Genomic DNA, 25,157 nt, shown 5'->3' with positions numbered 1-25,157 from the left:
TCATTAAATAAAGACCTCCTAACTTTATTTAATGAAATCCTAAAACTTTTTTTCATCACAATCTCCTAACGAAGTCACCTAATCAGGTGGCTTTTTTCGTGGGTAGGTGATAGTGATAGAATTTTTTTGCAAAATAGTAAAATTTGAGAAAAGTTAAGCTAGTTTTAAGTTTCGTCTTGTATCATATAGTTATTAAATAAAGACCTCCTAACTTTATTTAATAAAATCCTAAACTTTTCTTTTTCATAATAATCTCCCTTAACTCCACCCAATCAGGTGGAGTTTTTTTGCTCTATTTCAGGCTTTTGGGGACTATTCTAAAAATCATTTTCCGATATTTTTCGGATTTTGGTCGGGGAATTGGCGGGGACTTTTTAGCGAATATGATTAAGAAATAGGTCTGTTGTAGCTTCATCTACTTCAACCTCACTTTGAATGTAAGTGACTGTTAATTGAAGGACTAGAACTACTGTAATAATGCTCTTGGTTGTCAAGGAGTGAGTCATCATATTGTTGTACAGAGGGTTAAAGCTTGAAAAGTCGAGAATATAAACCTTTGACAAAATTTGTGAACTATGGGATAATAAAAAGGAATTGAGTACTAGTTCTATATCATAGGCTAGAAAAGACCCCAAGCTAACTTCCATATTAAGCTTAGGGTCTTTTTTGACACTATTTGTCCTTGTTTAGCCATTTATCGACTAATCGAAGAATGACACCGACTACAATTGGTCCGATGATAGTTTTGAGTACTAATTCCATCATGGGCTATCTCACCTCCTTTCGTAGGTGGTGTAGAAGTGCCGTATAATATTATACAACCAACATAAGTGCTAAATTCAGGAGTCACCCAATCGGGTGGCTTTTTTGTTTGTGGCTTGGATTTTTGATATAATAGAGCCATGAGTAGAATTTTAGATAATGAGATAATGGGGGATGAGGAGTTAGTAGAACGTACGCTCCGTCCTCAGTATTTACGTGAATATATTGGACAGGATAAGGTTAAGGACCAGCTTCAAATCTTTATAGAAGCTACCAAAATGCGGGATGAAGCGCTAGATCATGTGCTCTTATTTGGACCTCCAGGCTTGGGGAAAACGACCATGGCTTTTGTTATTGCCAACGAACTAGGTGTCAATCTTAAGCAGACTTCGGGTCCAGTCATTGAAAAAGCTGGGGATTTGGTAGCGATTTTGAATGACTTAGAGCCTGGGGATGTCCTTTTTATTGATGAGATTCATCGCTTGCCCATGTCTGTGGAAGAGGTTCTTTATAGTGCCATGGAGGACTTCTACATTGATATCATGATTGGGGCTGGTGAAGGCAGTCGCAGTGTTCATTTGGAGTTGCCACCTTTTACCTTGATTGGTGCGACGACTCGGGCTGGTATGCTGTCAAATCCGCTACGGGCACGTTTTGGGATTACAGGTCATATGGAGTATTATGCCCATGCTGACTTGACGGAAATTGTTGAGCGGACGGCAGATATTTTTGAGATGAAAATCACTCATGAGGCAGCATCCGAGCTGGCCTTGCGTAGTCGTGGAACCCCTCGTATTGCCAATCGTCTCCTCAAGCGCGTGCGCGATTTTGCCCAGATAATGGGGAATGGGGTTATCGATGATCTTATTACCGATAAGGCTTTGACTATGCTGGATGTTGACCATGAAGGTTTGGACTATGTGGATCAAAAAATCCTTCGCACCATGATTGAGATGTACGGTGGTGGTCCCGTCGGCTTAGGAACTCTCTCTGTCAATATTGCCGAGGAGCGCGAGACGGTGGAAGACATGTATGAGCCTTACTTAATTCAAAAAGGTTTTATCATGCGGACACGTTCTGGACGGGTGGCGACTGCTAAGGCATATGAGCATTTAGGTTATGAATACAGTGAAAAATGAGCAAGAAATTCTAGAGGCTTTTAGAGAAAATTCGGATATGATGCCTATTCTAGAAACTATCCGAAACCTTGGTCTGAAAGACTCGTGGTTGGCAGCAGGTTCTGTCAGAAATTTCATCTGGAATCTTTTGTCAGATAAATCCCCTTTTGACTGTGAAACGGATGTAGATGTAATTTTCTTTGATCCAGATATTTCTTATGAGGAAACCTTGTCCCTAGAGAAAAATCTGAGAGAGGACTTTCCTCAGTACCAGTGGGAATTGAAAAATCAAGTCTATATGCATCAGCACAGTCCTCATACTGCTCCCTATAGCAGCTCTTGTGATGCTATGAGTAAGTATCCAGAACGGTGTACGGCAGTTGGACTGCGCTTGAATGAAGAATCCGCTTTGGAACTCTATGCACCTTATGGTTTGGAGGATATTTTAAATTTTCAAGTTCGTCCAACTCCTCATTTTTTAGAGAATGAAGACCGAATGGAACTTTATCGAACACGTCTAACCAAGAAAAATTGGCAGGAGAAATGGAAAAATTTGATTTTTAAAAATACTTAAGGAAACTTTAAGCTAGGAAGTGTATACTAAGTCCATAAGTTAAGAAGACCTTAACTTAAACTCCTAAAACTTTTTCATAATAATCTCCCTATAAAAAAATAGAGTCGCCCAATCAGGCGGCTTATTTTTTTGGAAATGGGCTTTGTGCCTGAGAATAATACTCAATGAAAATCAAAGTGCAAACTAGGAAGCTAGCCGCAGGTTGCTCAAAACACTGTTTTGAGGTTGCAGATAGAGCTGACGTGGTTTGAATTTGATTTTCGAAGAGTATAAATAGCTTAGTGATAGAAGAAAATAGGGAAATATGGTATAATGAAACGATAGATTTTTGAATAGGAATAAGATCATGTTTGGATTTTTTAAGAAAGATAAGGCTGTGGAAGTAGAGGTTCCGACACAGGTTCCTGCTCATATCGGCATCATCATGGATGGCAATGGCCGTTGGGCTAAAAAACGTATGCAACCGCGAGTCTTCGGACATAAGGCGGGCATGGAAGCATTGCAAACTGTGACCAAAGCAGCTAACAAACTAGGCGTTAAGGTTATTACGGTCTATGCTTTTTCTACGGAAAACTGGACCCGTCCAGATCAGGAAGTCAAGTTTATCATGAACTTGCCAGTAGAGTTTTATGATAATTATGTCCCGGAATTGCATGCGAATAATGTTAAGATTCAAATGATTGGGGAAACGGACCGCCTGCCTAAGCAAACCTTTGAAGCTCTGACCAAGGCTGAGGAATTGACTAAGAACAACACAGGATTAATTCTGAATTTTGCCCTCAACTATGGTGGACGTGCTGAAATCACACAGGCTCTTAAGTTGATTTCCCAGGATATTTTAGATGCTAAAATCAACCCAGGTGACATCACAGAGGAATTGATTGGCAACTATCTCTTCACCCAGCATTTACCTAAGGAGTTACGAGACCCAGACTTGATTATTCGGACTAGTGGAGAATTGCGTTTGAGCAATTTCCTTCCATGGCAAGGAGCCTATAGTGAGCTCTATTTTACAGATACCTTATGGCCTGATTTTGACGAGGTGGCCTTGCAGGAAGCTATTCTTGCCTACAATCGTCGTCATCGCCGATTTGGAGGAGTTTAGGAGGAAATATGACACAGGATTTACAGAAAAGAACCTTGTTTGCAGGGATTGCCCTGGCTATTTTCCTACCAATTTTAATGATTGGTGGCCTCTTGCTTCAGATAGCAATTGGAATCATAGCCATGCTAGCCATGCATGAACTTTTGAAGATGAGAGGTCTAGAGACTATGACTATGGAGGGCCTCTTAACCCTCTTTGCAACCTTTGCTTTGACCATTCCCTTGGAGAATTATCTGACTTTTTTACCAGTTGATGGGAATGTGGTTGCCTATAGTGTTTTGATTTCAATCATGTTAGGAACGACCGTTTTTAGTAAGTCTTATACGATTGAGGACGCTGTTTTCCCTCTTGCTATGAGTTTCTATGTAGGCTTTGGATTTAATGCTTTACTAGATGCTCGCGTTGCAGGTTTAGATAAGGCTCTATTGGCCTTGTGCATCGTCTGGGCTACCGACAGTGGTGCCTATCTTGCTGGGATGAACTTTGGGAAACGGAAACTGGCTCCAACGGTTTCTCCAAATAAAACCTTTGAGGGTGCCTTGGGTGGTATTTTAGGCGCTATTTTAGTAACCATCATCTTTATGATGTTTGACAGAACAGTTGCTCTTCCGTATGGAATTTACAAGATGTCGGTCTTTGCTATTTTCTTTAGCATTGCTGGACAATTTGGTGATTTACTAGAAAGTTCGATCAAACGTCATTTTGGTGTCAAGGATTCTGGGAAATTTATCCCTGGACATGGTGGTGTTTTGGATCGTTTTGATAGTATGTTGCTTGTATTTCCAATCATGCACTTATTTGGACTCTTTTAATCAAAAGACGGAGGAAATACTATGCTCGGAATTTTAACCTTTATTCTGGTTTTCGGGATTATTGTGGTGGTGCACGAGTTTGGACACTTCTACTTTGCCAAGAAATCAGGGATTCTAGTGCGTGAATTTGCCATTGGTATGGGACCCAAGATCTTTGCTCACACTGGCAAGGATGGAACGGCCTATACCATTCGAATCTTGCCTCTGGGTGGCTATGTTCGCATGGCCGGTTGGGGTGATGATACAACTGAAATTAAGACAGGAACTCCTGTCAGTTTGACCCTTACTGATGATGGTAAGGTTAAACGCATCAATCTCTCAGGTAAAAAATTGGATCAAACAGCTCTTCCTATGCAGGTGACCCAGTTTGACTTTGAAGACAAGCTCTTTATCAAAGGATTGGTTCTGGAAGAAGAAAAAACTTTTGCAGTGGATCATGATGCAACGGTTGTGGAAGCAGACGGTACTGAGGTTCGGATTGCACCTTTAGATGTTCAATATCAAAATGCGACTATCTGGGGCAAACTGATTACCAACTTTGCAGGCCCTATGAACAACTTTATCTTAGGTGTCGTTGTTTTCTGGATTTTAATCTTTATGCAGGGTGGTGTCAGAGATGTCGATACCAACCAGTTCCATATTATGCCCCAAGGGGCCTTGGCTAAGGTGGGAGTGCCAGAAACAGCTCAGATTACCAAGATCGGCTCACATGAGGTTAGCAACTGGGAAAGTTTGATTCAGGCTGTGGAATCAGAAACCAAAGATAAGACGGCCCCGACCTTGGATGTGACTATTTCTGAAAAGGGTAGTGACAAACAAGTCACTGTTACTCCGGAAGAAAGTCAAGGCCGTTACCTTCTAGGTGTTCAACCGGGAATTAAGTCAGATTTTCTATCCATGTTTGTAGGTGGTTTTACAACTGCAGCCGACTCGGCTCTCCGAATCCTGTCAGAACTGAAAAATTTGATTTTCCAACCAGATTTGAACAAACTAGGTGGACCTGTTGCCATCTTTAAGGCAAGTAGTGATGCTGCTAAAAATGGAATTGAGAATGTCTTGTACTTCTTGGCAATAATTTCCATCAATATTGGGATTTTTAATCTTATTCCGATTCCAGCCCTGGATGGTGGTAAGATTGTGCTCAATATCCTAGAAGCCATTCGCCGCAAACCATTGAAACAAGAAATTGAAACCTATGTCACCTTGGCCGGAGTGGTCATCATGGTTGTCTTGATGATTGCTGTGACCTGGAATGACATCATGCGACTCTTTTTTAGATAATCGAGGAATATTATGAAACAAAGTAAAATGCCTATCCCAACGCTTCGCGAAATGCCAAGCGATGCTCAAGTTATCAGCCACGCTCTTATGTTGCGAGCTGGTTATGTTCGCCAAGTTTCAGCAGGCGTTTATTCTTACCTACCACTTGCTAACCGTGTGATTGAAAAAGCTAAAAACATCATGCGCCAAGAATTCGACAAGATTGGTGCCGTTGAGATGTTGGCTCCTGCCCTTCTTAGTGCAGAATTGTGGCGCGAATCAGGTCGTTATGAAACTTATGGTGAAGACCTTTACAAACTAAAAAACCGTGAAAAATCAGACTTCATTCTAGGTCCAACTCACGAAGAAACCTTTACAGCTATTGTCCGTGATTCTGTTAAGTCTTACAAGCAATTGCCACTCAACCTTTACCAAATCCAGCCTAAGTATCGTGATGAAAAACGCCCACGTAATGGACTTCTCCGTACACGTGAGTTCATCATGAAGGATGCTTACAGTTTTCACGCTAACTATGATAGCTTGGATAGTGTTTATGATGGGTATAAGGCTGCTTATGAGCGTATTTTCACTCGTAGTGGCTTAGACTTCAAGGCTATCATTGGTGACGGTGGAGCCATGGGTGGTAAGGATAGCCAAGAATTTATGGCCATTACACCTGCTCGTACAGACCTTGACCGCTGGGTTGTCTTGGACAAGTCAGTTGCCTCATTTGACGAAATTCCTGCAGAAGTGCAAGAAGAAATCAAGGCAGAATTGCTCAAATGGATGGTTTCTGGTGAAGATACCATTGCTTACTCAAGTGAATCTAGCTATGCGGCTAACTTAGAAATGGCAACAAACGAGTACAAACCAAGCAACCGTGTTGTCGCTGAAGAAGAAGTGACTCGTGTTGCAACGCCAGATGTTAAATCAATTGATGAAGTTGCAGCCTTCCTCAATGTTCCAGAAGAACAAACGATTAAAACCCTCTTCTACATGGCAGATGGTGAGCTTGTTGCAGCCCTTCTAGTTGGAAATGACCAACTCAACGAAGTCAAGTTGAAAAACCACTTGGGAGCAGATTTCTTTGACGTTGCTAGCGAAGAAGAAGTAGCAAGTGTTGTTCAAGCAGGTTTTGGTTCACTTGGCCCAGTTGGTTTGCCAGAGAATGTTAAAATTATTGCAGATCGTAAGGTGCAAGATGTTCGCAATGCAGTTGTCGGTGCTAACGAAGATGGCTACCACTTGACTGGTGTGAACCCAGGTCGTGATTTTACTGCAGAATATGTGGATATCCGTGAAGTTCGTGAGGGTGAAATTTCTCCAGACGGACAAGGTGTCCTTAACTTTGCGCGTGGTATCGAAATTGGTCACATCTTCAAACTCGGTACTCGCTATTCAGGAAGCATGGGAGCAGATGTTTTGGATGAAAATGGCCGTGCTGTGCCAATTATCATGGGATGTTACGGTATCGGTGTCAGCCGTCTCCTTTCAGCAGTGATGGAGCAACACGCTCGCCTCTTTGTTAATAAGACACCAAAAGGTGAATATCGTTACGCTTGGGGAATCAACTTCCCTAAAGAATTGGCCCCATTTGATGTGCACTTGATTACTGTCAATGTCAAGGATGAAGAAGCGCAAGCCTTGACAGAAAAGCTTGAAGCAAGCTTGATGGGAGCAGGTTACGAAGTCTTGACAGACGATCGTAACGAGCGTGTCGGAGTCAAATTCAGTGATAGCGACTTGATTGGATTGCCGATTCGTATCACTGTTGGGAAGAAAGCGGCCGATGGCATCGTAGAAGTGAAGATTAAAGCGACTGGTGACACCATCGAAGTTCATGCAGATAACTTGCTTGAAACGCTTGAAATTCTCAGCAAGAAATAAAAACTATAATCAGAAGAAAAACAAGGAAAAAATGTAACTAGTTTTTACCTTGTTTTTTCTGTATAATGGGAAAAATGACTAGATAAAGAGGTAAATGTATGCTAAGATTTCCAAAGGATTTTGTCTGGGGATCCTCTACTTCTGGACCACAAACAGAAGGACGTGTAGCCGGTGACGGTAAGGGAGATAATCTCTGGGATTATTGGTACCAAGTGGAGCCAAATCGTTACTATAATGGGATTGGTCCAGATAAAACATCAACCTTTTATGAAAATTGGGAAAAGGATATTGAGCTACTGTTAGAAACTGGTCACACGGCCTTTCGGACTTCTATTCAGTGGTCACGGATTTTTCCACAAGGGCGTGGGGAAGTCAATCCTCAAGGTGTAGACTTTTACCGTAAGGTTTTTGAGGCTATTAAGGCCAAAGGGATTCGTCTTTTAGTCAATCTTTATCATTTTGATTTGCCTTTTGCTCTTCAAGAAGATGGTGATGGTTGGGAAAATAAGGCGACTGTCTCAGCCTATGAAGACTATACTCGTTTTTGTTTTGAGACTTATGGAGATTTAGTGGATCAATGGATTACCTTTAACGAGCCAATCGTTCCAGTGGAATTTGGCTATTTTTATGATGCCCATTATCCACATAAGGTGGATGCGGAAGCAGCCGTTAAAGTAGCCTATCATACACAATTGGCCAGCAGTCGTGCGGTCAAGGCCTGCCATGAACTCTTGCCTGATTCCAAGATTGGGATTGTCCTCAACTTGACACCGGCTTATCCACGTAGCCAGCATCCTGCTGATGTCAAGGCTGCTCGGATTGCGGATCTCTTTCAGGCCCAATCTTTCTTAGATCCATCTGTCTTGGGGACTTATCCACAGGAGTTGGTAGAAATCTTACATGAATATGGTCTCTTGCCTGATGCTACAGAGAAGGAGTTGAAGCTCATTCGTGACAATACTGTGGACTTCCTTGGTGTCAACTACTATCAACCTTTGCGTGTTATGGCGCCTCGATTTGCTAAGCATCCAGAGAGTCCACTCTTACCAGAACATTTTTACGAGCCTTATGTGATGCCTGGACGGAAAATCAATCCTCATCGTGGCTGGGAGATTTATGAGCAAGGGATTTATGACATTGCCCAAAATATCAAGGAAAATTATGGTAATATCGAGTGGATGTTGACAGAGAATGGTATGGGTGTTGAAGGGGAAGAAAAATTCCGTGAGAATGGAATGATTCAAGATGATTATCGTATTGACTTTGTAAAAGGTCATCTTCGTGAACTTCACCGTGCCATTGAAGACGGAGCCAATTGTAAGGGCTACTTGATTTGGACCTTTATCGATTGCTGGTCATGGCTCAATAGTTATAAAAATCGCTACGGTTTGGTCGAACTAGACTTGGAAACGCAAGAACGTCGTCTGAAAAAGTCAGGGCACTGGTTCAAGGAATTAAGCGATAATAATGGATTTTAAAAAGGACTTTGACTGATTATTCTAATTGGTCAGAGTTTTTTTAATTTCAGGAAGTTGATATGAACTATACCAATTTTTACTCTTGACAAGTGAAAGAAACAAGTATATACTGTTTTTGCTGATTCCGTAACAGAGGAATTAGACTATACCAATTTTAAGGAGAAAGCACAGCTTGCCTGTGTCGTATATACTATGTGTGGAATTGTTGGTGTTGTTGGAAACACAAATGCAACTGATATTTTGATTCAAGGGCTTGAAAAGCTCGAATACCGTGGCTATGATTCTGCGGGGATTTTTGTCCTAGGTGGTGCTGAAAATCACCTAGTCAAGGCTGTCGGTCGTATCGTAGAATTGTCTGCCAAGACAGCTGGTGTTGAGGGAACAACTGGGATCGGACATACTCGTTGGGCGACTCACGGAAAACCAACGGAAGACAATGCTCATCCACATCGCTCTGAGACAGAACGTTTTGTTTTGGTGCACAATGGGGTGATTGAGAACTACCTTGAAATCAAGGAAGAATACCTTGCTGGGCACCACTTCAAGGGGCAAACAGATACGGAAATCGCCGTTCACTTGATTGGAAAATTTGCAGAAGAAGATGGCTTGTCAGTTCTTGAAGCCTTCAAAAAAGCTCTTCACATCATCCGTGGTTCTTATGCCTTTGCCTTGGTTGACTCACAAGCTCCTGAAGTCATCTATGTGGCTAAGAATAAATCACCACTCTTGATTGGTCTTGGTGAAGGTTATAACATGGTCTGCTCAGATGCTATGGCTATGATTCGTGAAACCAACCAATACATGGAAATTCATGACCAAGAGTTGGTAATCGTCAAGGCTGATAGTGTGGAAGTTCAAGACTATGATGGAAATCGTCGTGAGCGTGCTAGCTACACTGCTGAACTTGACTTGTCAGATATCGGTAAGGGAACTTACCCTTACTACATGCTCAAGGAAATCGATGAGCAACCAACAGTGATGCGTAAGTTGATCCAAGCCTACACAGATGAGGCTGGTCAAGTAGTAGTAGACCCAGCTATCATTAAGGCTGTTCAAGATGCAGACCGTATCTACATCCTTGCAGCTGGAACATCTTACCACGCAGGATTTGCTTCTAAGAAGATGTTGGAAGAATTGACTGATACACCAGTGGAACTTGGAATCTCATCTGAGTGGGGCTATGGTATGCCACTTCTCAGCAAGAAACCACTCTTCATCTTTATCAGTCAGTCTGGTGAAACAGCGGATAGCCGTCAGGTTTTGGTTAAGGCTAATGAAATGGGTATCCCAAGCTTGACAGTGACAAACGTACCAGGCTCAACTCTTTCACGTGAAGCCAACCATACCATGCTCCTTCATGCAGGTCCTGAAATTGCCGTGGCATCAACTAAGGCTTATACAGCGCAAATCGCAGCCCTTGCCTTCCTTGCAAAAGCAGTCGGAGAAGCAAATGGCAATGCCAAAGCGCAAGCCTTTGACTTGGTTCATGAGTTGTCAATCGTAGCTCAGTCTATCGAGTCAACTCTTTCAGAGAAAGAAACCATTGAAGCCAAGGTTCGTGAGCTTCTTGAAACAACTCGCAATGCTTTTTATATTGGGCGTGGTCAAGATTACTACGTAGCCATGGAAGCAAGTCTCAAACTCAAAGAAATTTCTTACATCCAGTGTGAAGGCTTTGCGGCAGGAGAGCTCAAGCACGGAACTATTGCCTTGATTGAAGAGGGAACGCCTGTCTTGGCTCTCTTGTCAGATCCAGTCCTCGCTAACCACACTCGTGGAAATATCCAAGAGGTGGCAGCTCGTGGTGCCAAAGTCCTCACTATCGCAGAAGAAAATGTTGCTAAAGAGACAGATGATATTGTCCTTACGACTGTACACCCTTACCTCTCACCAATTTCAATGGTCGTGCCAACGCAATTAGTCGCTTACTTTGCAACACTCCACCGTGGGCTTGATGTGGACAAACCACGTAACCTTGCTAAGTCAGTAACGGTAGAATAAGCTAAAAAAGTCTAGTTATCTAGGCTTTTTCTTGTGAGCAAATTGGTTGCTTGTACTCAAGATTCGTGTTAGAATAATTTTTCAAATTGAAGGACAGAGGTAGACAGGGAGAATCATAATGGTAGAATTGGGAATTTCAACATTTGGGGAAACAACGGAGCTTGAAGGGACTGGGCAGACTTACAGTCATGCTGAACGCATTCGTCAGTTGGTGGCAGAGATTGAGCTGGCTGACAAGGTTGGTTTGGATGTGTATGGGATTGGTGAGCACCATCGAGCGGATTTTGCGATATCTGCTCCAGAGATTGTTCTGGCAGCTGGGGCAGTCAATACCAAGAAAATCCGTTTGACCAGTGCAGTCAGCATTCTCTCAAGTATGGATCCGATTCGCTTGTTCCAACAGTATGCCACTATTGATGCTTTGTCTAATGGACGTGCGGAGATTATGGCCGGAAGGGGTTCTTTCACGGAATCATTTCCTCTGTTTGGATATGATTTGAAAGACTACGAAGCCCTTTTTGATGAGAAATTAGACTTGCTCCAGTTAGTCAATGAAAGGACTAAGTTAGACTGGAAAGGTCGCTTGACCCAAACAATCTCTGGCAAAGAAGTTTATCCTCGTCCAGTTCAGGACAAATTGCCCTTGTGGATAGCGACAGGTGGTCATGTCGAATCAACAGTGAAGATTGCTCAGGCAGGCCTACCGATTGTCTATGCAATTATTGGTGGCAATCCGCGTTATTTTAAAAAGTTGATTCAGGCTTATCGTGAGATTGGGAGCGAAGCGGGCCATGCTAGTCATGAACTAAAGGTTGGGGCTCATTCTTGGGGTTGGATTGCTGAAGATGGCGAGCAGGCTGTAAAAGATTATTTCCATCCGACCAAGCAAGTGGTGGATGCTATTTCCAAAGACCGTCCGCACTGGCAGGAATTGCGTTATGAGCAATATTTGGAGCAAGTTGGACCAAATGGTGCCATGTTTGTGGGCAATCCAGATCAAGTGTCCGAAAAATTAATTCGCATGATTGAGGATTTAGGATTGGACCGCTTCATGCTCCATCTACCGCTTGGTTCTATGCCTCATGAACAAGTCCTGAGAGCTATTGAACTTTTCGGAACGCAAGTGGCTCCAAAAGTACGGGCTTATTTTGCCATGAAAGAGGCTTAATAAAAAATCCTAATCAAGTTTATTATGACGACAAATATTGTGCAAAAATCAATCCCCCGAGCGTTAAGGCTTGGGGGATAGTTCTATAGGAGGGCTAGTTTAGTTCTCTTTTTTGTTTTTTAGCAAGAACCCGAGACCTAGAAGAGCAAGGAGACTAATTCCTGCAAACAGGAGTTTGTGATCATTTTTGGTTCCTGTATTTGGTAGTTCAGCTTGTGAATCAGCTGTAGCTTGGTTAGGTTTATTTTCTGCATCAGCTACTTTTGTATCTGGTTTTGCAGAATCAGGTTTAGTTTGTGAAGCAGGAGTTTGCTGTTCCGGTTTGACTGCTCGGTTTGACATATTGTCTTGGCTGTTATTTTGCCCTTGTTCTTGTTTTAAGCTAGAAAGGTCAAATTCTGGTTTTTCTTCCACAGCTGGGGCAACGATGGCACCGCCTTGAGAGATTCTAAGAACAGTAGCTGTAAGGGCGTTTAATTTCAAGCCTTTTTCAGTCCATTCGAGTCCTTTCGGGTTGGCAATTCCGACTGGCCCTGCTTGGTTTTCATCTGCTAAAACTTCAGCATTTCTGAGGTGGGCAAAGGCAGTTCCCAAGTTAAATTCGCGAGCCTTTTCATCCGCATTAACAAATACTGCGTAGATATCACCGTTTGGAGCAGTAATTTGGTAGCCAATTACTACATCCTCTTTTTCTACACCATTTTGCCCTGGGACAGTGATGAGTTGGACACGGTCTTTGATATCTTGGAGACTCTTAAGTCGGAAGGCATCTGTAGATTGACGTAGGGCGATCAGACCTTTCATGTAGTCACGGCTCTTGACATTTTCAGGATATGCTTTTCCATCTGTAGCCTTAGTCCAGTCAAACTTGTTAATAGCATCACTCGAATCGTAAGAGTCATGGATGAAGTAAGGATAGTCAAATGGATTGCCATCCTTATCACGCAACAAGTGAGATTTGTTTGGTTGTTTGTCCTCTGCTACTGGAGTCTTGTAGGCTGGGTCACGGAATTGTTTGGTGCGACCATATTCCTGACCAGAGTGGATAAATGGAGTTCCTTGAGCTGTCAAGACCATGAGGTTTCCAAGTCGCAAACGACGGTGGATTTCAGCATAGTTCTCAGCTTTGCTTGGATCTTTTTTGATAGATTGGGCGATGATGTCAAAGAGGGTCAAGTTATCATGGGCTGCGATGTATTGGATGACATCTCCAGGACTATCTGCTTCAAAGTTGGTTGGTTGAGCAATGAGATTTTTGAAGATAGTGTTGATATCACGCTTGCCGCCTGTGATAAAGGCAGGTTGACCTTCGTTTGGATAACCAGACTTGAGGTTGTTACGGATGTCGTCGGAAAAGACTGCGACAGTATCGGTATGTTTCATCCAATCTTGGTCAGCAGCTTTAGTAGGCATATTTTCATCACCAGCATAGGTTCTCCAACCTTCACCCAGCATGATTAGATTTGGATTGAGGGCGCGTGCAGCCTTGTATGCTTCTTCGATAGAAGCTGCATCATGGTCTCCCATCATATCGAAACGGAAGCCATCTACTTTGTAGGTATCAACTAGATATTTGATAGAGTCAACTAGGAGCCGTTTGGTCATATGGTGGGTTGTCCCCAAGCGTCCACCACCAAAGCTAGTGCGAGGTGTCCCATCAGCATCCATAAAGTGGTAGTAGTTTGGCTCTAAATCTTCAAAGATATCGACCTTGGCTGTATGGTTATACACTACATCCAGGATAGCTCCCATGCCACGTTTGTGGATCTCGTTGATGAGGTTTTTAAATTCTGCGATTCGTTTTTCTGGATTCTTAGGGTCGCTTGAGTACATACCAGTCAAGGAGAAGTAGTTTTGAGGGTCATATCCCCAGTTGTAGTTGCTGTTGCTTGAAGCATAGTCAGATAAGCGTTCGTGGTTCTTCAACTCATTGACAAAGTAGTAAGACAAGACTGGAAGGAGCTGGATGTGGGTTACACCCAAGTTTTTGAGATAGTCTAGTTTTTCGATAAAGGCTTCAAAGGTACCAAATGGCTTAGTCAAATCTTTTGCGATGGCAGGATCTGAAGTGAAGTCACGCACATGAGCTTCATAGATGACAGCATCTTCGCGCGATTTGAAGTTGCGAATCTTACCATAAGTCAAGTCTTGAGGTCCTAGTTTAGCTGGATCTACAAAGGCAGCTTTAGCAACTTTATGGGCATCGTCAATCTTGGCATCGTCACTATTCCAAGCAGCGAGGGATTTAGCGTAAGGATCGAGTGCAAGAACAGTTTTACCTTGGCGCTCGATTTGGTAGTGGTAGTAGTAGCCAGTGTAATTGCTGATGCCGAGACCAGAGTTTTCATTCAGAGTTTGTTTCCAGGTTCCTTTTTCACCTTTTTCAAGAGCGACAGTTCCAACCACTTTTTCAGGGTCATTCTTGTCGTAGACAACGACAGAAACCTTATCAGCACTTGGTGACCAAAGGGTGAGGTCAACACGCTTGCCATCTTCTTTTAGAGTTGCGCCGAGTGGACCATCGTAACTGTAGGACTCATCCTTGAGGCGCCAGCTTGAACGTGTGGTAAATCGGTCTGAATTGTAACTGACAGTGTACGGGTGTTGAGTGTCAGAGAAGTTGCCGATGTAGGTTACTTTTTTACCTGCTTCATCCACTTCCACGTCTGTGATAGCTACTTTATTCCCTTGGTAATCAGTGATGCTGGAGTGTTTGAGGATATCGTCTTTCTTAGCTCCAACGAGGGTAGAAAAACTGCTTTCGATACGAGATTTAGCCACGTGTTGAGCTCCTGTCATGCGGATATCGTGCACATAGTAGGGGTTGGTGTAGATGGTTTCGTCATCATCTTTTAGGAAAATTTGGCTATGATTTTTCAAATCTGTGAACTTATAATCTTCTTTACGGATTTTCACATCGTCTCCTTGTTTGTTTCTGTCTAATAATAAAAATCCAAGATCTTTAGCTGCATCTTTGAGTGGAATATCAATATAGCGACCATATTTGCCTGTAGCCGTAAAGTCTGTTCCGTTAGGCCATTCACCACTACTTGGATTTTTCACATCTCCCCAGTACCAGAGAGATTTCTTGTCATAGTTGCCATCTGTACGGTAGTAGTTGACGCGAATAGTTCCTGCAGGTTGTGGCTCGTAAGAGAAAACCTTGTGATCTTTGTCTAACCAAGCCTCATTCATCTTTGGTGACAGTTTTTCTACCGATTTATCGCCGGTTAGATTTTTCCCAGCTGTATTATTGATGAGGAAGCTAATTTTCTTGGCTTGTTCTCCCTTTAATTTGACATCTAGGTAGTATCCGTAGTCATCTTTTTTGGCATTCTTGAAGGATAAGGCTCCGTTAGGCCAATTTTCAGATGGCTTTTCAACATCATCCCAAGTCCAAAGACCTTGAGAATCCTTGTTTTCTTCAGGGAGTTTCTTTACATGGATGCGGAAGTGGTTATCTGCGATGGGTTCTTCTGCTTTAGTTTCAGTCGCTGCTGGACTAATAGCAGTAGTTGGCTCACTTGAACGATCTTGTCCGGTTTGTGGTGCTGAATCGGCTGGGCTTGAAACAGGAGTTGTTGGCTCTGTTGCAGGTTTTTCTTCTTTTTTCTCTAGGGAAGCGTTTGCATTTTCAGGCGAAGAAATATCACTTTCCTTCTTACCAGAGCTCGTTGCTGTATCAGTAAGAGGCTGTGCAAGGGCAGTAGTGGTTTCATTACTAGTTCCCTTATTGCTTGTAGTATTTTCGTTGGCTGAAATAGTTGGTGTAGCCATGGCAAGCAGAACAAGGCTTGCTCCAATAAGGACAGAACCAGTTCCATTTTTGAGGGAACGGATGCTGTAAACCATTTTTTTCTCAGTGTGAGATGGTGTTTTTCTCATAATGATTCTCCAATCAATAAATTTCTATATCAGTATAGCACTTAGTAAAAGAATATGCAAGCGTTTTCCTGAAACTAAAATAAAAGAAAAATCGCAACAGATTTTGTTACGATTTAGCTAGTCTTTCTAATAGGAAAAGATTTTGTCAAAAATTCGTCAATCCCCTTGAAAAATCTAGCTAAATAGGGTATAATATGAGTAATCATTTGTCGTAGGTTTTGTCTGAAATATTGTCCAGACAAGACTCACAGCAGTTAAATCTTCTGAAAAAGTCAGATTTAGCTGCTCTTTTTGTGCTTTTTTTCAGGATTTTGAGTACTTGTAACAAAGACTTAAAGATTCTGAAAATTTATCAAGAGGACACGGTGATAGGGGTTTTTAAAACCATATGACGATTAGAAAAGCCTGATTGACAAGGCTTGGAACTTATTTACAAAGGAGAATCATCTTGGCAGGACATGACGTTCAATACGGGAAACATCGTACCCGTCGTAGTTTTTCAAGAATCAAAGAAGTTCTTGACTTACCAAATTTGATTGAAATTCAAACTGACTCATTCAAAGATTTTCTAGACCATGGTCTTAAGGAAGTGTTTGAAGATGTATTGCCAATTTCAAACTTCACAGACACAATGGAGTTGGAATTTGTTGGATATGAAATCAAGGAACCAAAATACACGCTAGAAGAAGCTCGTATTCACGATGCTAGCTACTCAGCACCAATTTTTGTAACCTTCCGCTTGATCAATAAAGAAACAGGCGAAATCAAAACCCAAGAAGTTTTCTTTGGTGATTTCCCAATCATGACTGAAATGGGTACTTTCATCATCAATGGTGGTGAACGTATCATCGTATCTCAGTTGGTCCGCTCACCAGGTGTTTACTTTAACGATAAAGTTGATAAAAACGGTAAAGTGGGCTACGGGTCAACTGTTATCCCTAACCGTGGAGCTTGGTTGGAACTTGAAAGCGACTCAAAAGATATTGCCTACACTCGTATCGACCGTACTCGTAAGATTCCATTTACAACTTTGGTTCGTGCGCTTGGTTTCTCAGGTGATGATGAAATCTTTGATATCTTTGGTGATAGCGAATTGGTTCGCAACACTGTTGAAAAAGATATTCATAAGAACCCAATGGACTCTCGTACCGACGAAGCTTTGAAAGAAATTTACGAACGCCTTCGTCCAGGTGAGCCTAAGACTGCTGAAAGTTCACGTAGCTTGCTTGTGGCTCGTTTCTTTGACCCACGTCGCTATGACCTAGCAGCAGTTGGTCGTTACAAGATCAATAAAAAACTCAATGTTAAAACACGCTTGCTCAACCAAACCATTGCTGAGCCATTGGTAGACCCTGAAACAGGAGAAATCTTGGTAGAAGCTGGAACAATCATGACTCGTAGTGTGATTGAAAGCATCGAAAGCTATTTGGATGGCGACTTGAACAAGATTGTCTACATTCCAAATGATGCAGCGGTTGTGACTGAGCCAGTTGTTCTTCAAAAATTCAAGGTTGTTGCTCCAACTGATCCAGACCGCGTCGTAACTATTATTGGTAATGCCAATCCAGATGACAAGGTTCGTATCGTCACTCCTGCAGATATCCTTGCTGAAATGAGCTACTTCCTCAATTTGGCTGAAGGACTTGGTCGTGTAGATGATATCGACCACCTTGGAAACCGTCGTATCCGTGCCGTTGGTGAATTGCTTGCCAACCAAGTACGTCTTGGACTTTCTCGTATGGAACGTAATGTCCGTGAACGTATGTCTGTTCAGGACAACGAAGTCTTGACACCACAACAAATCATCAACATCCGTCCTGTAACAGCTGCGGTTAAAGAATTCTTTGGTTCATCACAGTTGTCACAGTTCATGGACCAACACAACCCACTTTCTGAGTTGTCTCACAAACGCCGTTTGTCAGCCTTAGGACCTGGTGGTTTGACACGTGACCGTGCTGGATATGAAGTACGTGACGTGCACTACACTCACTATGGTCGTATGTGTCCAATCGAGACACCTGAAGGACCTAACATCGGTTTGATCAATAACTTGTCATCTTACGGGCACTTGAACAAATATGGTTTTGTTCAAACACCATACCGTAAAGTTGACCGTGAAACAGGTGTTGTTACGAACGAAATTGTTTGGTTGACAGCCGATGAAGAAGATGAATTTACTGTAGCACAGGCTAATTCTCGTCTGAATGAAGATGGAACATTTGCTGAGAAAGTTGTCATGGGACGTCACCAAGGGGTCAACCAAGAGTATCCAGCTAATGTTGTTGACTATATGGACGTATCACCAAAACAGGTAGTTGCCGTTGCGACAGCATGTATTCCTTTCTTGGAAAACGATGACTCCAACCGTGCCCTCATGGGAGCCAACATGCAACGTCAGGCTGTGCCATTGATTAATCCTAAAGCACCTTACGTTGGTACTGGTATGGAATATCAGGCAGCCCACGATTCAGGAGCTGCTGTGATTGCTCAGTACGACGGTAAAGTTACCTATGCAGATGCTGACAAGGTAGAAGTTCGTCGTGAAGATGGTTCATTGGATGTTTACCACATCCAAAAATTCCGTCGTTCAAACTCAGGTACTGCTTACAACCAACGCACTCTTGTAAAAGTTGGTGATGCCGTTGAAAAAGGCGATTTCATCGCTGACGGACCTTCTATGGAAAATGGAGAAATGGCGCTTGGACAAAACCCAATCGTTGCCTACATGACTTGGGAAGGTTACAACTTCGAGGATGCTGTTATCATGAGCGAACGCTTGGTGAAAGATGATGTCTACACATCTGTCCACCTTGAAGAATACGAATCAGAAACACGCGATACAAAGCTTGGGCCTGAAGAAATCACTCGCGAAATTCCAAACGTTGGTGAAGATGCCCTCAAAGACCTTGACGAAATGGGTATTATCCGTATCGGTGCTGAGGTTAAAGAAGGCGATATCCTTGTAGGTAAAGTAACACCTAAGGGGGAGAAAGACCTTTCAGCTGAAGAACGGCTCTTGCACGCTATCTTCGGAGATAAATCTCGTGAAGTGCGTGATACTTCTCTTCGTGTACCACACGGTGCCGATGGTGTCGTTCGTGATGTTAAAATCTTTACACGTGCAAATGGAGATGAGTTGCAATCAGGTGTCAACATGCTGGTTCGCGTCTACATCGCTCAAAAACGTAAGATCAAGGTCGGAGATAAGATGGCCGGACGTCACGGAAATAAAGGGGTTGTCTCTCGTATCGTTCCTGTAGAAGACATGCCTTACCTTCCAGATGGAACTCCAGTCGATATCATGTTGAACCCACTTGGGGTGCCATCACGTATGAATATCGGTCAGGTTATGGAGCTCCACCTTGGTATGGCTGCTCGTACTCTTGGTATTCACATCGCAACACCTGTCTTTGACGGAGCAAGTTCTGAAGACCTTTGGTCAACTGTTAAAGAAGCTGGTATGGATAGCGATGCCAAAACAATCCTTTACGATGGACGTACTGGGGAACCGTTTGATAACCGTGTTTCTGTCGGAGTCATGTACATGATCAAACTCCACCACATGGTTGATGATAAATTGCACGCTCGTTCAGTCGGACCTTACTCAACTGTTACCCAACAACCACTCGGAGGTAAAGCTCAGTTTGGTGGACAACGTTTCGGTGAGATGGAGGTTTGGGCTCTTGAAGCCTACGGTGCGTCAAATGTTCTTCAAGAAATCTTGACTTACAAGTCTGACGATATCAACGGACGTTTGAAAGCCTATGAAGCTATTACAAAAGGAAAACCAATTCCAAAACCAGGTGTTCCAGAATCCTTCCGAGTTCTTGTCAAAGAATTGCAATCTCTTGGTCTTGACATGCGTGTCCTAGACGAAGATGACCAAGAAGTGGAACTTCGCGACTTGGATGAAGGAATGGACGAAGATGTCATCCACGTAGATGACCTTGAAAAAGCCCGCGAAAAAGCAGCCCAAGAGGCTAAAGCAGCCTTTGAAGCTGAAGAAGCTGAGAAAGCAACAAAAGCGGAAGCAACAGAAGAAGCTGCTGAAGAAGAATAAGCAGTTCACTTAGAATAGAAAGGGAAGAAATAGTGGTTGATGTAAATCGTTTTAAAAGTATGCAAATCACCCTAGCTTCTCCAAGTAAAGTCCGTTCATGGTCTTATGGAGAAGTCAAAAAACCTGAAACAATCAATTACCGTACCTTGAAACCAGAACGTGAAGGACTCTTTGATGAAGTTATCTTTGGTCCTACAAAAGACTGGGAATGTGCTTGTGGTAAGTACAAACGCATTCGTTACAGAGGAATTGTTTGTGACCGTTGTGGGGTTGAAGTAACGCGTACAAAAGTTCGTCGTGAGCGTATGGGGCACATTGAGTTGAAAGCTCCTGTATCTCACATCTGGTACTTCAAGGGGATTCCAAGCCGTATGGGCTTGACCCTTGATATGAGTCCTCGTGCCCTCGAGGAAGTTATCTACTTTGCGGCTTATGTGGTGATTGATCCTAAGGATACACCACTTGAGCACAAGTCTATCATGACAGAGCGCGAATATCGTGAGCGCTTGCGTGAGTATGGTTATGGATCATTCGTTGCCAAGATGGGTGCCGAAGCTATCCAAGACCTTTTAAAACAAGTAGATCTTGAAAAAGAAATTGCTGAACTCAAAGAAGAGTTGAAAACAGCAACTGGACAAAAACGTGTCAAAGCCATCCGTCGTTTGGATGTTTTGGATGCCTTTTACAAGTCTGGAAACAAACCTGAATGGATGATTCTCAACATCCTTCCGGTTATTCCACCAGATCTTCGTCCAATGTTGCAGTTGGATGGTGGCCGTTTTGCCTCATCTGACTTGAATGACCTTTACCGCCGTGTTATCAACCGTAACAACCGTTTGGCTCGTTTGCTTGAGTTGAATGCACCAGGTATCATCGTTCAAAATGAGAAGCGTATGCTTCAAGAAGCAGTTGACGCTTTGATTGACAATGGTCGTCGTGGTCGTCCAATCACAGGACCAGGTAGCCGTCCTCTTAAATCATTGAGCCACATGCTTAAAGGTAAACAAGGACGCTTCCGTCAAAACTTGCTCGGTAAACGTGTTGACTTCTCAGGACGTTCCGTTATCGCCGTTGGTCCAACTCTTAAGATGTACCAATGTGGTGTGCCACGTGAAATGGCAATCGAGCTCTTTAAACCATTCGTGATGCGTGAAATTGTCGCTCGTGATATCGTGCAAAACGTCAAAGCAGCTAAACGCTTGGTGGAACGCGGAGATGAGCGTATCTGGGATATCCTTGAAGAAGTGATCAAAGAACACCCAGTGCTTTTGAACCGTGCACCGACCCTTCACCGTTTGGGTATCCAAGCCTTCGAGCCAGTCTTGATTGATGGTAAGGCCCTTCGCTTGCACCCGCTTGTCTGTGAAGCCTACAATGCTGACTTTGATGGGGACCAAATGGCCATCCACGTACCGCTTTCAGAAGAAGCTCAGGCAGAAGCTCGTATCTTGATGCTAGCTGCTGAGCATATCTTGAACCCGAAAGATGGTAAACCAGTTGTTACTCCATCTCAGGACATGGTTTTGGGTAACTACTACTTGACCATGGAAGAAGCTGGTCGTGAAGGTGAAGGAATGGTCTTCAAAGACCGTGACGAAGCGGTTATGGCTTACCGTAATGGTTATGTTCACCTCCACTCACGTGTTGGTATCGCAACAGACAGCCTCAACAAGCCTTGGACAGAAGAGCAAAAACACAAGGTCTTGCTTACAACAGTTGGTAAAATCCTCTTCAACGACATTATGCCAGAGGGTCTACCATACTTGCAAGAACCAAACAATGCCAACTTGACAGAAGGCGTTCCAGCTAAATACTTCTTGCCACTTGGTGGAGATATCAAGGAAGCAATCAGCAATCTTGAACTTAACCCTCCATTCAAGAAGAAAAACCTTGGAAATATCATCGCTGAAATCTTCAAACGTTTCCGTACGACAGAAACTTCTGCCCTACTTGACCGTATGAAGAACCTCGGTTACCATCACTCAACTCTTGCAGGATTGACAGTGGGTATTGCCGATATCCCAGTCGTTGATGACAAAGCTGAAATCATTGAAGAATCACACAAACGTGTAGAACAAATCACCAAACAATTCCGTCGCGGTATGATCACAGACGACGAGCGTTACAATGCCGTTACAGCTGAATGGCGTGCTGCCCGTGAAAAACTTGAGAAACGCTTGATTGCCAACCAAGATCCTAAGAACCCAATCGTTATGATGATGGACTCTGGAGCCCGTGGTAACATCTCAAACTTCTCACAGCTTGCCGGTATGCGTGGTCTGATGGCTGCTCCTAACGGACGTATCATGGAATTGCCAATCCTTTCAAACTTCCGCGAAGGTTTGTCAGTACTCGAAATGTTCTTCTCAACTCACGGTGCTCGTAAAGGTATGACCGATACGGCCCTTAAGACAGCCGACTCAGGTTACTTGACTCGTCGTTTGGTTGACGTTGCCCAAGATGTTATCATCCGTGAGGACGACTGTGGAACTGACCGTGGTCTCTTGATCCGCTCTATTGCAGAAGGAAAGGAGATGATCGAGTCTCTCGAAGAGCGTCTCAATGGTCGTTACACTAAGAAAACTGTTAAACATCCAGAAACTGGTGCAGTGATTATCGGTCCAAATGAATTGATTACAGAAGACAAGGCGCGTGAAATTGTGAATGCTGGTGTGGAAGAAGTGACTATCCGCTCTGTATTTACATGTAACACTCGTCATGGTGTCTGCCGTCACTGTTATGGTATCAACTTGGCGACTGGTGATGCGGTTGAAGTTGGTGAAGCAGTCGGTACAATCGCTGCCCAATCTATCGGGGAACCTGGTACACAGCTTACAATGCGTACCTTCCACACGGGTGGGGTTGCCTCAAATACCGATATCACTCAGGGTCTTCCTCGTGTCCAAGAAATCTTTGAAGCTCGCAATCCTAAAGGGGAAGCGGTTATCACAGAGGTTAAAGGACAAGTTACAGCTATCGAAGAAGATGCATCAACTCGTACTAAGAAAGTCTTTGTTAAGGGTGAAACTGGCGAAGGGGAATATGTCGTTCCATTTACAGCTCGTATGCGTGTAGAAGTTGGGGACCAAGTAGCGCGTGGTGCTGCTCTGACAGAAGGTTCTATCCAACCAAAACGTCTCCTTGCAGTTCGTGATGTCTTGTCAGTTGAAACTTACCTTCTCGGTGAAGTACAAAAAGTTTACCGTAGCCAAGGGGTAGAAATCGGTGACAAACACATCGAGGTAATGGTTCGTCAAATGATCCGTAAAGTTCGTGTCATGGATCCAGGTGACACAGATCTTCTCATGGGTACCCTCATGGATATCAATGACTTTACAGATGCCAACAAAGATGTCCTTATTGCAGGTGGAGTTCCAGCGACAGGTCGCCCAGTTCTTATGGGAATTACCAAAGCCTCACTTGAAACCAACAGTTTCTTGTCAGCGGCTTCCTTCCAGGAAACAACTCGTGTCCTTACTGACGCGGCTATCCGTGGTAAGAAAGACCATCTCCTTGGACTTAAAGAAAATGTTATCATCGGTAAGATCATCCCAGCAGGTACTGGTATGGCCCGTTACCGTAACCTTGAACCACAAGCTATCAACGAAGAAGAATACCTTAATCCTCCAGTAGAGGAAGAAGGAAATGAAGAGACAACAGAAGTAGTTGTGGACACTGCCGTTGAAACTGTGGAAGAAACAGTAGAATAAGAGAGAATGAGAGAGCCTTCGGGTTCTCTTTCTCTTTTCTGAAAACTTTCTCCATTTTTCCATGAAATGTGGTAAAATAAAAGAAAGAAGCTGACAAAGGAGACGGGTATGGAACAAACATTCTTTATCATTAAACCGGATGGTGTAAAAAGAGGATTAGTAGGTGAAGTGTTGAAACGCATCGAACAACGTGGATTTATAATCGAAAAATTGGAGTTGCGTTCACAGGTTTCAGAAGAGTTGATTGATCAGCACTATCAGGACTTGGTTGGTCAAAGTTTTTACCCACCGATTCGTGAATTCATGACTTCAGGCCCAGTTCTTGTAGGTATCATTTCTGGTCCCAAAGTAATTGAAACTTGGCGGACCATGATGGGTGCTACTCGTCCAGAAGAAGCTTTACCAGGAACTATTCGAGGTGATTTTGCAAAAGCTGCTAGTGAAAATCAAGCTATTCAAAATGTTGTGCATGGTTCAGATTCAGAAGAGTCAGCTAAGCGAGAAATTACTCTTTGGTTTGACGGAAAGTAGTAAAAGTTTGATGTAAGGGTTACTTGCATCAAACTTTTTTGCATTTTAGAGTAGAAAACTGACAGTTGAGAAATATTCTAGCAATGGGGAGGATTTCTAGCCTATAATAAGAGCAAGTAAGGGAGGAAGAATGATGGAAAAAATGAAAAAGCAAATTCGTATTTTGTTATTGCTGACAGTTTTTGGTATTAGTAGCTGTTCTTGTTTAAGTTTATCGACTTGGGCCTTGATGTTAAATCAAAACTGCTTCTATTATTTAGTAGGTATGTTGCTCCTTGCCAGTATTGGGGCAGGGATAAACTACTATAGAGGGCAGGGAAATCAATCTTATTCAGTTTTTAAGGAAGATAAGCAACAATTCTTGTATAGTCTCTTGCTATTAGTAAATATTTTGGGTTTAGCTTTAATTGTCATAGAGCATATCCTTGCAGGAAATACATCCGTAGAAGGGGGTGTGGAAGCCTTTCTACCGAGTTTCTTTTTCTTATTTGGTATTGATTTGTTAGTTTTTCTGCCGATTCAGAAGTATGTAAATGGATTGAAAAAGATTTTTGGAAAGAAGGAAATGTGTTTTATTAGTGGATTAGCTATTCTAATCTTTCTCAGAAATCCTTGGATGCTATTATCCATGACCTTTTATATTGCCTTGGGAATGCTATTTCTAGAACTGTTGGTGCCAAAAGTCATTCGTTGGGAAGTTTCATTTTACAGTCATTTGATGAGAGATATCTTGTTAGTTGTCTTTTTACTGTTCCTATTTTAAGATCATAACAAGGACTGGCTCAAGTTTTTAATTCATAATATGG

16 protein-coding genes are annotated in these 25,157 nt (G+C 42.9%); 13 read left to right on the top strand and 3 right to left on the bottom strand.

The genetic code is table 11. The features are described from left to right. Positions 1-374: 374 nt before the first annotated feature. Entirely contained in the window at positions 375-563 is a 189-nt protein-coding gene (locus tag ADH52_RS11575) for a hypothetical protein (RefSeq protein WP_152901408.1), read from the bottom strand. A gap of 109 nt (positions 564-672) precedes the next feature. Further along, on the bottom strand, positions 673-765 hold the full coding sequence (locus tag ADH52_RS08645) for a type I toxin-antitoxin system Fst family toxin (RefSeq protein WP_049487415.1): 93 nt from the start codon (positions 763-765) through the stop codon (positions 673-675). Positions 766-902: 137 nt separating this feature from the next. On the opposite strand from ADH52_RS08645, the gene ruvB reads away from it, so the two are divergent. The 9 genes from ruvB to ADH52_RS08600 all read left to right on the top strand — a co-directional run bounded on the left by ruvB (position 903) and on the right by ADH52_RS08600 (position 12,165). After that, positions 903-1,901: a Holliday junction branch migration DNA helicase RuvB gene (gene ruvB / locus ADH52_RS08640; RefSeq protein ID WP_080977848.1), complete on the top strand. Its 999-nt coding sequence runs from the start codon at positions 903-905 to the stop codon at positions 1,899-1,901. Beyond that, positions 1,882-2,454: a nucleotidyltransferase family protein gene (locus tag ADH52_RS08635; protein WP_049487417.1), complete on the top strand. Its 573-nt coding sequence runs from the start codon at positions 1,882-1,884 to the stop codon at positions 2,452-2,454. The genes ruvB and ADH52_RS08635 overlap by 20 nt, the downstream gene beginning before the upstream one ends. Positions 2,455-2,800: 346 nt before the next feature. Beyond that, entirely contained in the window at positions 2,801-3,559 is a 759-nt protein-coding gene (locus ADH52_RS08630; RefSeq protein ID WP_049493952.1) for an isoprenyl transferase, read from the top strand. Between the two features lie 8 nt (positions 3,560-3,567). Beyond that, positions 3,568-4,371 (top strand): phosphatidate cytidylyltransferase, encoded by an 804-nt coding sequence (locus ADH52_RS08625; RefSeq protein ID WP_049487419.1) that lies wholly within the window; start codon positions 3,568-3,570, stop codon positions 4,369-4,371. 21 nt (positions 4,372-4,392) lie between these two features. Further along, entirely contained in the window at positions 4,393-5,652 is a 1,260-nt protein-coding gene (gene rseP, locus ADH52_RS08620) for an RIP metalloprotease RseP (protein ID WP_049510956.1), read from the top strand. Positions 5,653-5,664: 12 nt separating this feature from the next. Next, a complete protein-coding gene (locus tag ADH52_RS08615; RefSeq protein WP_049510955.1) occupies positions 5,665-7,518 on the top strand; it encodes a proline--tRNA ligase in 1,854 nt (617 codons plus the stop codon). A 98-nt stretch (positions 7,519-7,616) separates the two neighbouring features. Then, entirely contained in the window at positions 7,617-8,996 is a 1,380-nt protein-coding gene (gene bglA, locus ADH52_RS08610) for a 6-phospho-beta-glucosidase (protein WP_049510954.1), read from the top strand. A gap of 192 nt (positions 8,997-9,188) precedes the next feature. Then, positions 9,189-10,997 carry a glutamine--fructose-6-phosphate transaminase (isomerizing) gene (gene glmS, locus ADH52_RS08605; RefSeq protein WP_049510953.1) on the top strand — a complete coding sequence of 603 codons (1,809 nt, stop codon included), beginning with the start codon at positions 9,189-9,191 and terminating at the stop codon, positions 10,995-10,997. A gap of 118 nt (positions 10,998-11,115) precedes the next feature. After that, positions 11,116-12,165, top strand: a complete 1,050-nt coding sequence (locus tag ADH52_RS08600; RefSeq protein ID WP_049510952.1) for an LLM class flavin-dependent oxidoreductase — start codon at positions 11,116-11,118, stop codon at positions 12,163-12,165. A gap of 99 nt (positions 12,166-12,264) precedes the next feature. Here ADH52_RS08600 and ADH52_RS08595 read toward each other — a convergent pair whose 3' ends face one another. After that, positions 12,265-16,050, bottom strand: coding sequence for a pullulanase (locus tag ADH52_RS08595; protein WP_049510951.1), 3,786 nt, complete (start codon positions 16,048-16,050; stop codon positions 12,265-12,267). A 448-nt stretch (positions 16,051-16,498) separates the two neighbouring features. Between ADH52_RS08595 and rpoB the strand changes: the two genes are divergently transcribed. The 4 genes from rpoB (at position 16,499) to ADH52_RS08575 (ending at position 25,114) form a co-directional block, all read left to right on the top strand. Then, a complete protein-coding gene (gene rpoB, locus ADH52_RS08590) occupies positions 16,499-20,110 on the top strand; it encodes a DNA-directed RNA polymerase subunit beta (protein WP_049510950.1) in 3,612 nt (1,203 codons plus the stop codon). A 32-nt stretch (positions 20,111-20,142) separates the two neighbouring features. Continuing rightward, positions 20,143-23,820: a DNA-directed RNA polymerase subunit beta' gene (rpoC, locus tag ADH52_RS08585; RefSeq protein WP_049487426.1), complete on the top strand. Its 3,678-nt coding sequence runs from the start codon at positions 20,143-20,145 to the stop codon at positions 23,818-23,820. A 108-nt stretch (positions 23,821-23,928) separates the two neighbouring features. After that, positions 23,929-24,351: a nucleoside-diphosphate kinase gene (gene ndk, locus ADH52_RS08580; protein ID WP_049510948.1), complete on the top strand. Its 423-nt coding sequence runs from the start codon at positions 23,929-23,931 to the stop codon at positions 24,349-24,351. A 133-nt stretch (positions 24,352-24,484) separates the two neighbouring features. Next, on the top strand, positions 24,485-25,114 hold the full coding sequence (locus tag ADH52_RS08575; RefSeq protein ID WP_049487487.1) for a hypothetical protein: 630 nt from the start codon (positions 24,485-24,487) through the stop codon (positions 25,112-25,114). The last annotated feature ends 43 nt before the right edge of the window (positions 25,115-25,157 follow it).

The organism is Streptococcus pseudopneumoniae (genome assembly GCF_001072665.1).
Classification (GTDB): Bacteria; Bacillota; Bacilli; order Lactobacillales; family Streptococcaceae; genus Streptococcus; species Streptococcus pseudopneumoniae_S.
This window is presented reverse-complemented; position numbering and strand designations above follow the sequence as displayed.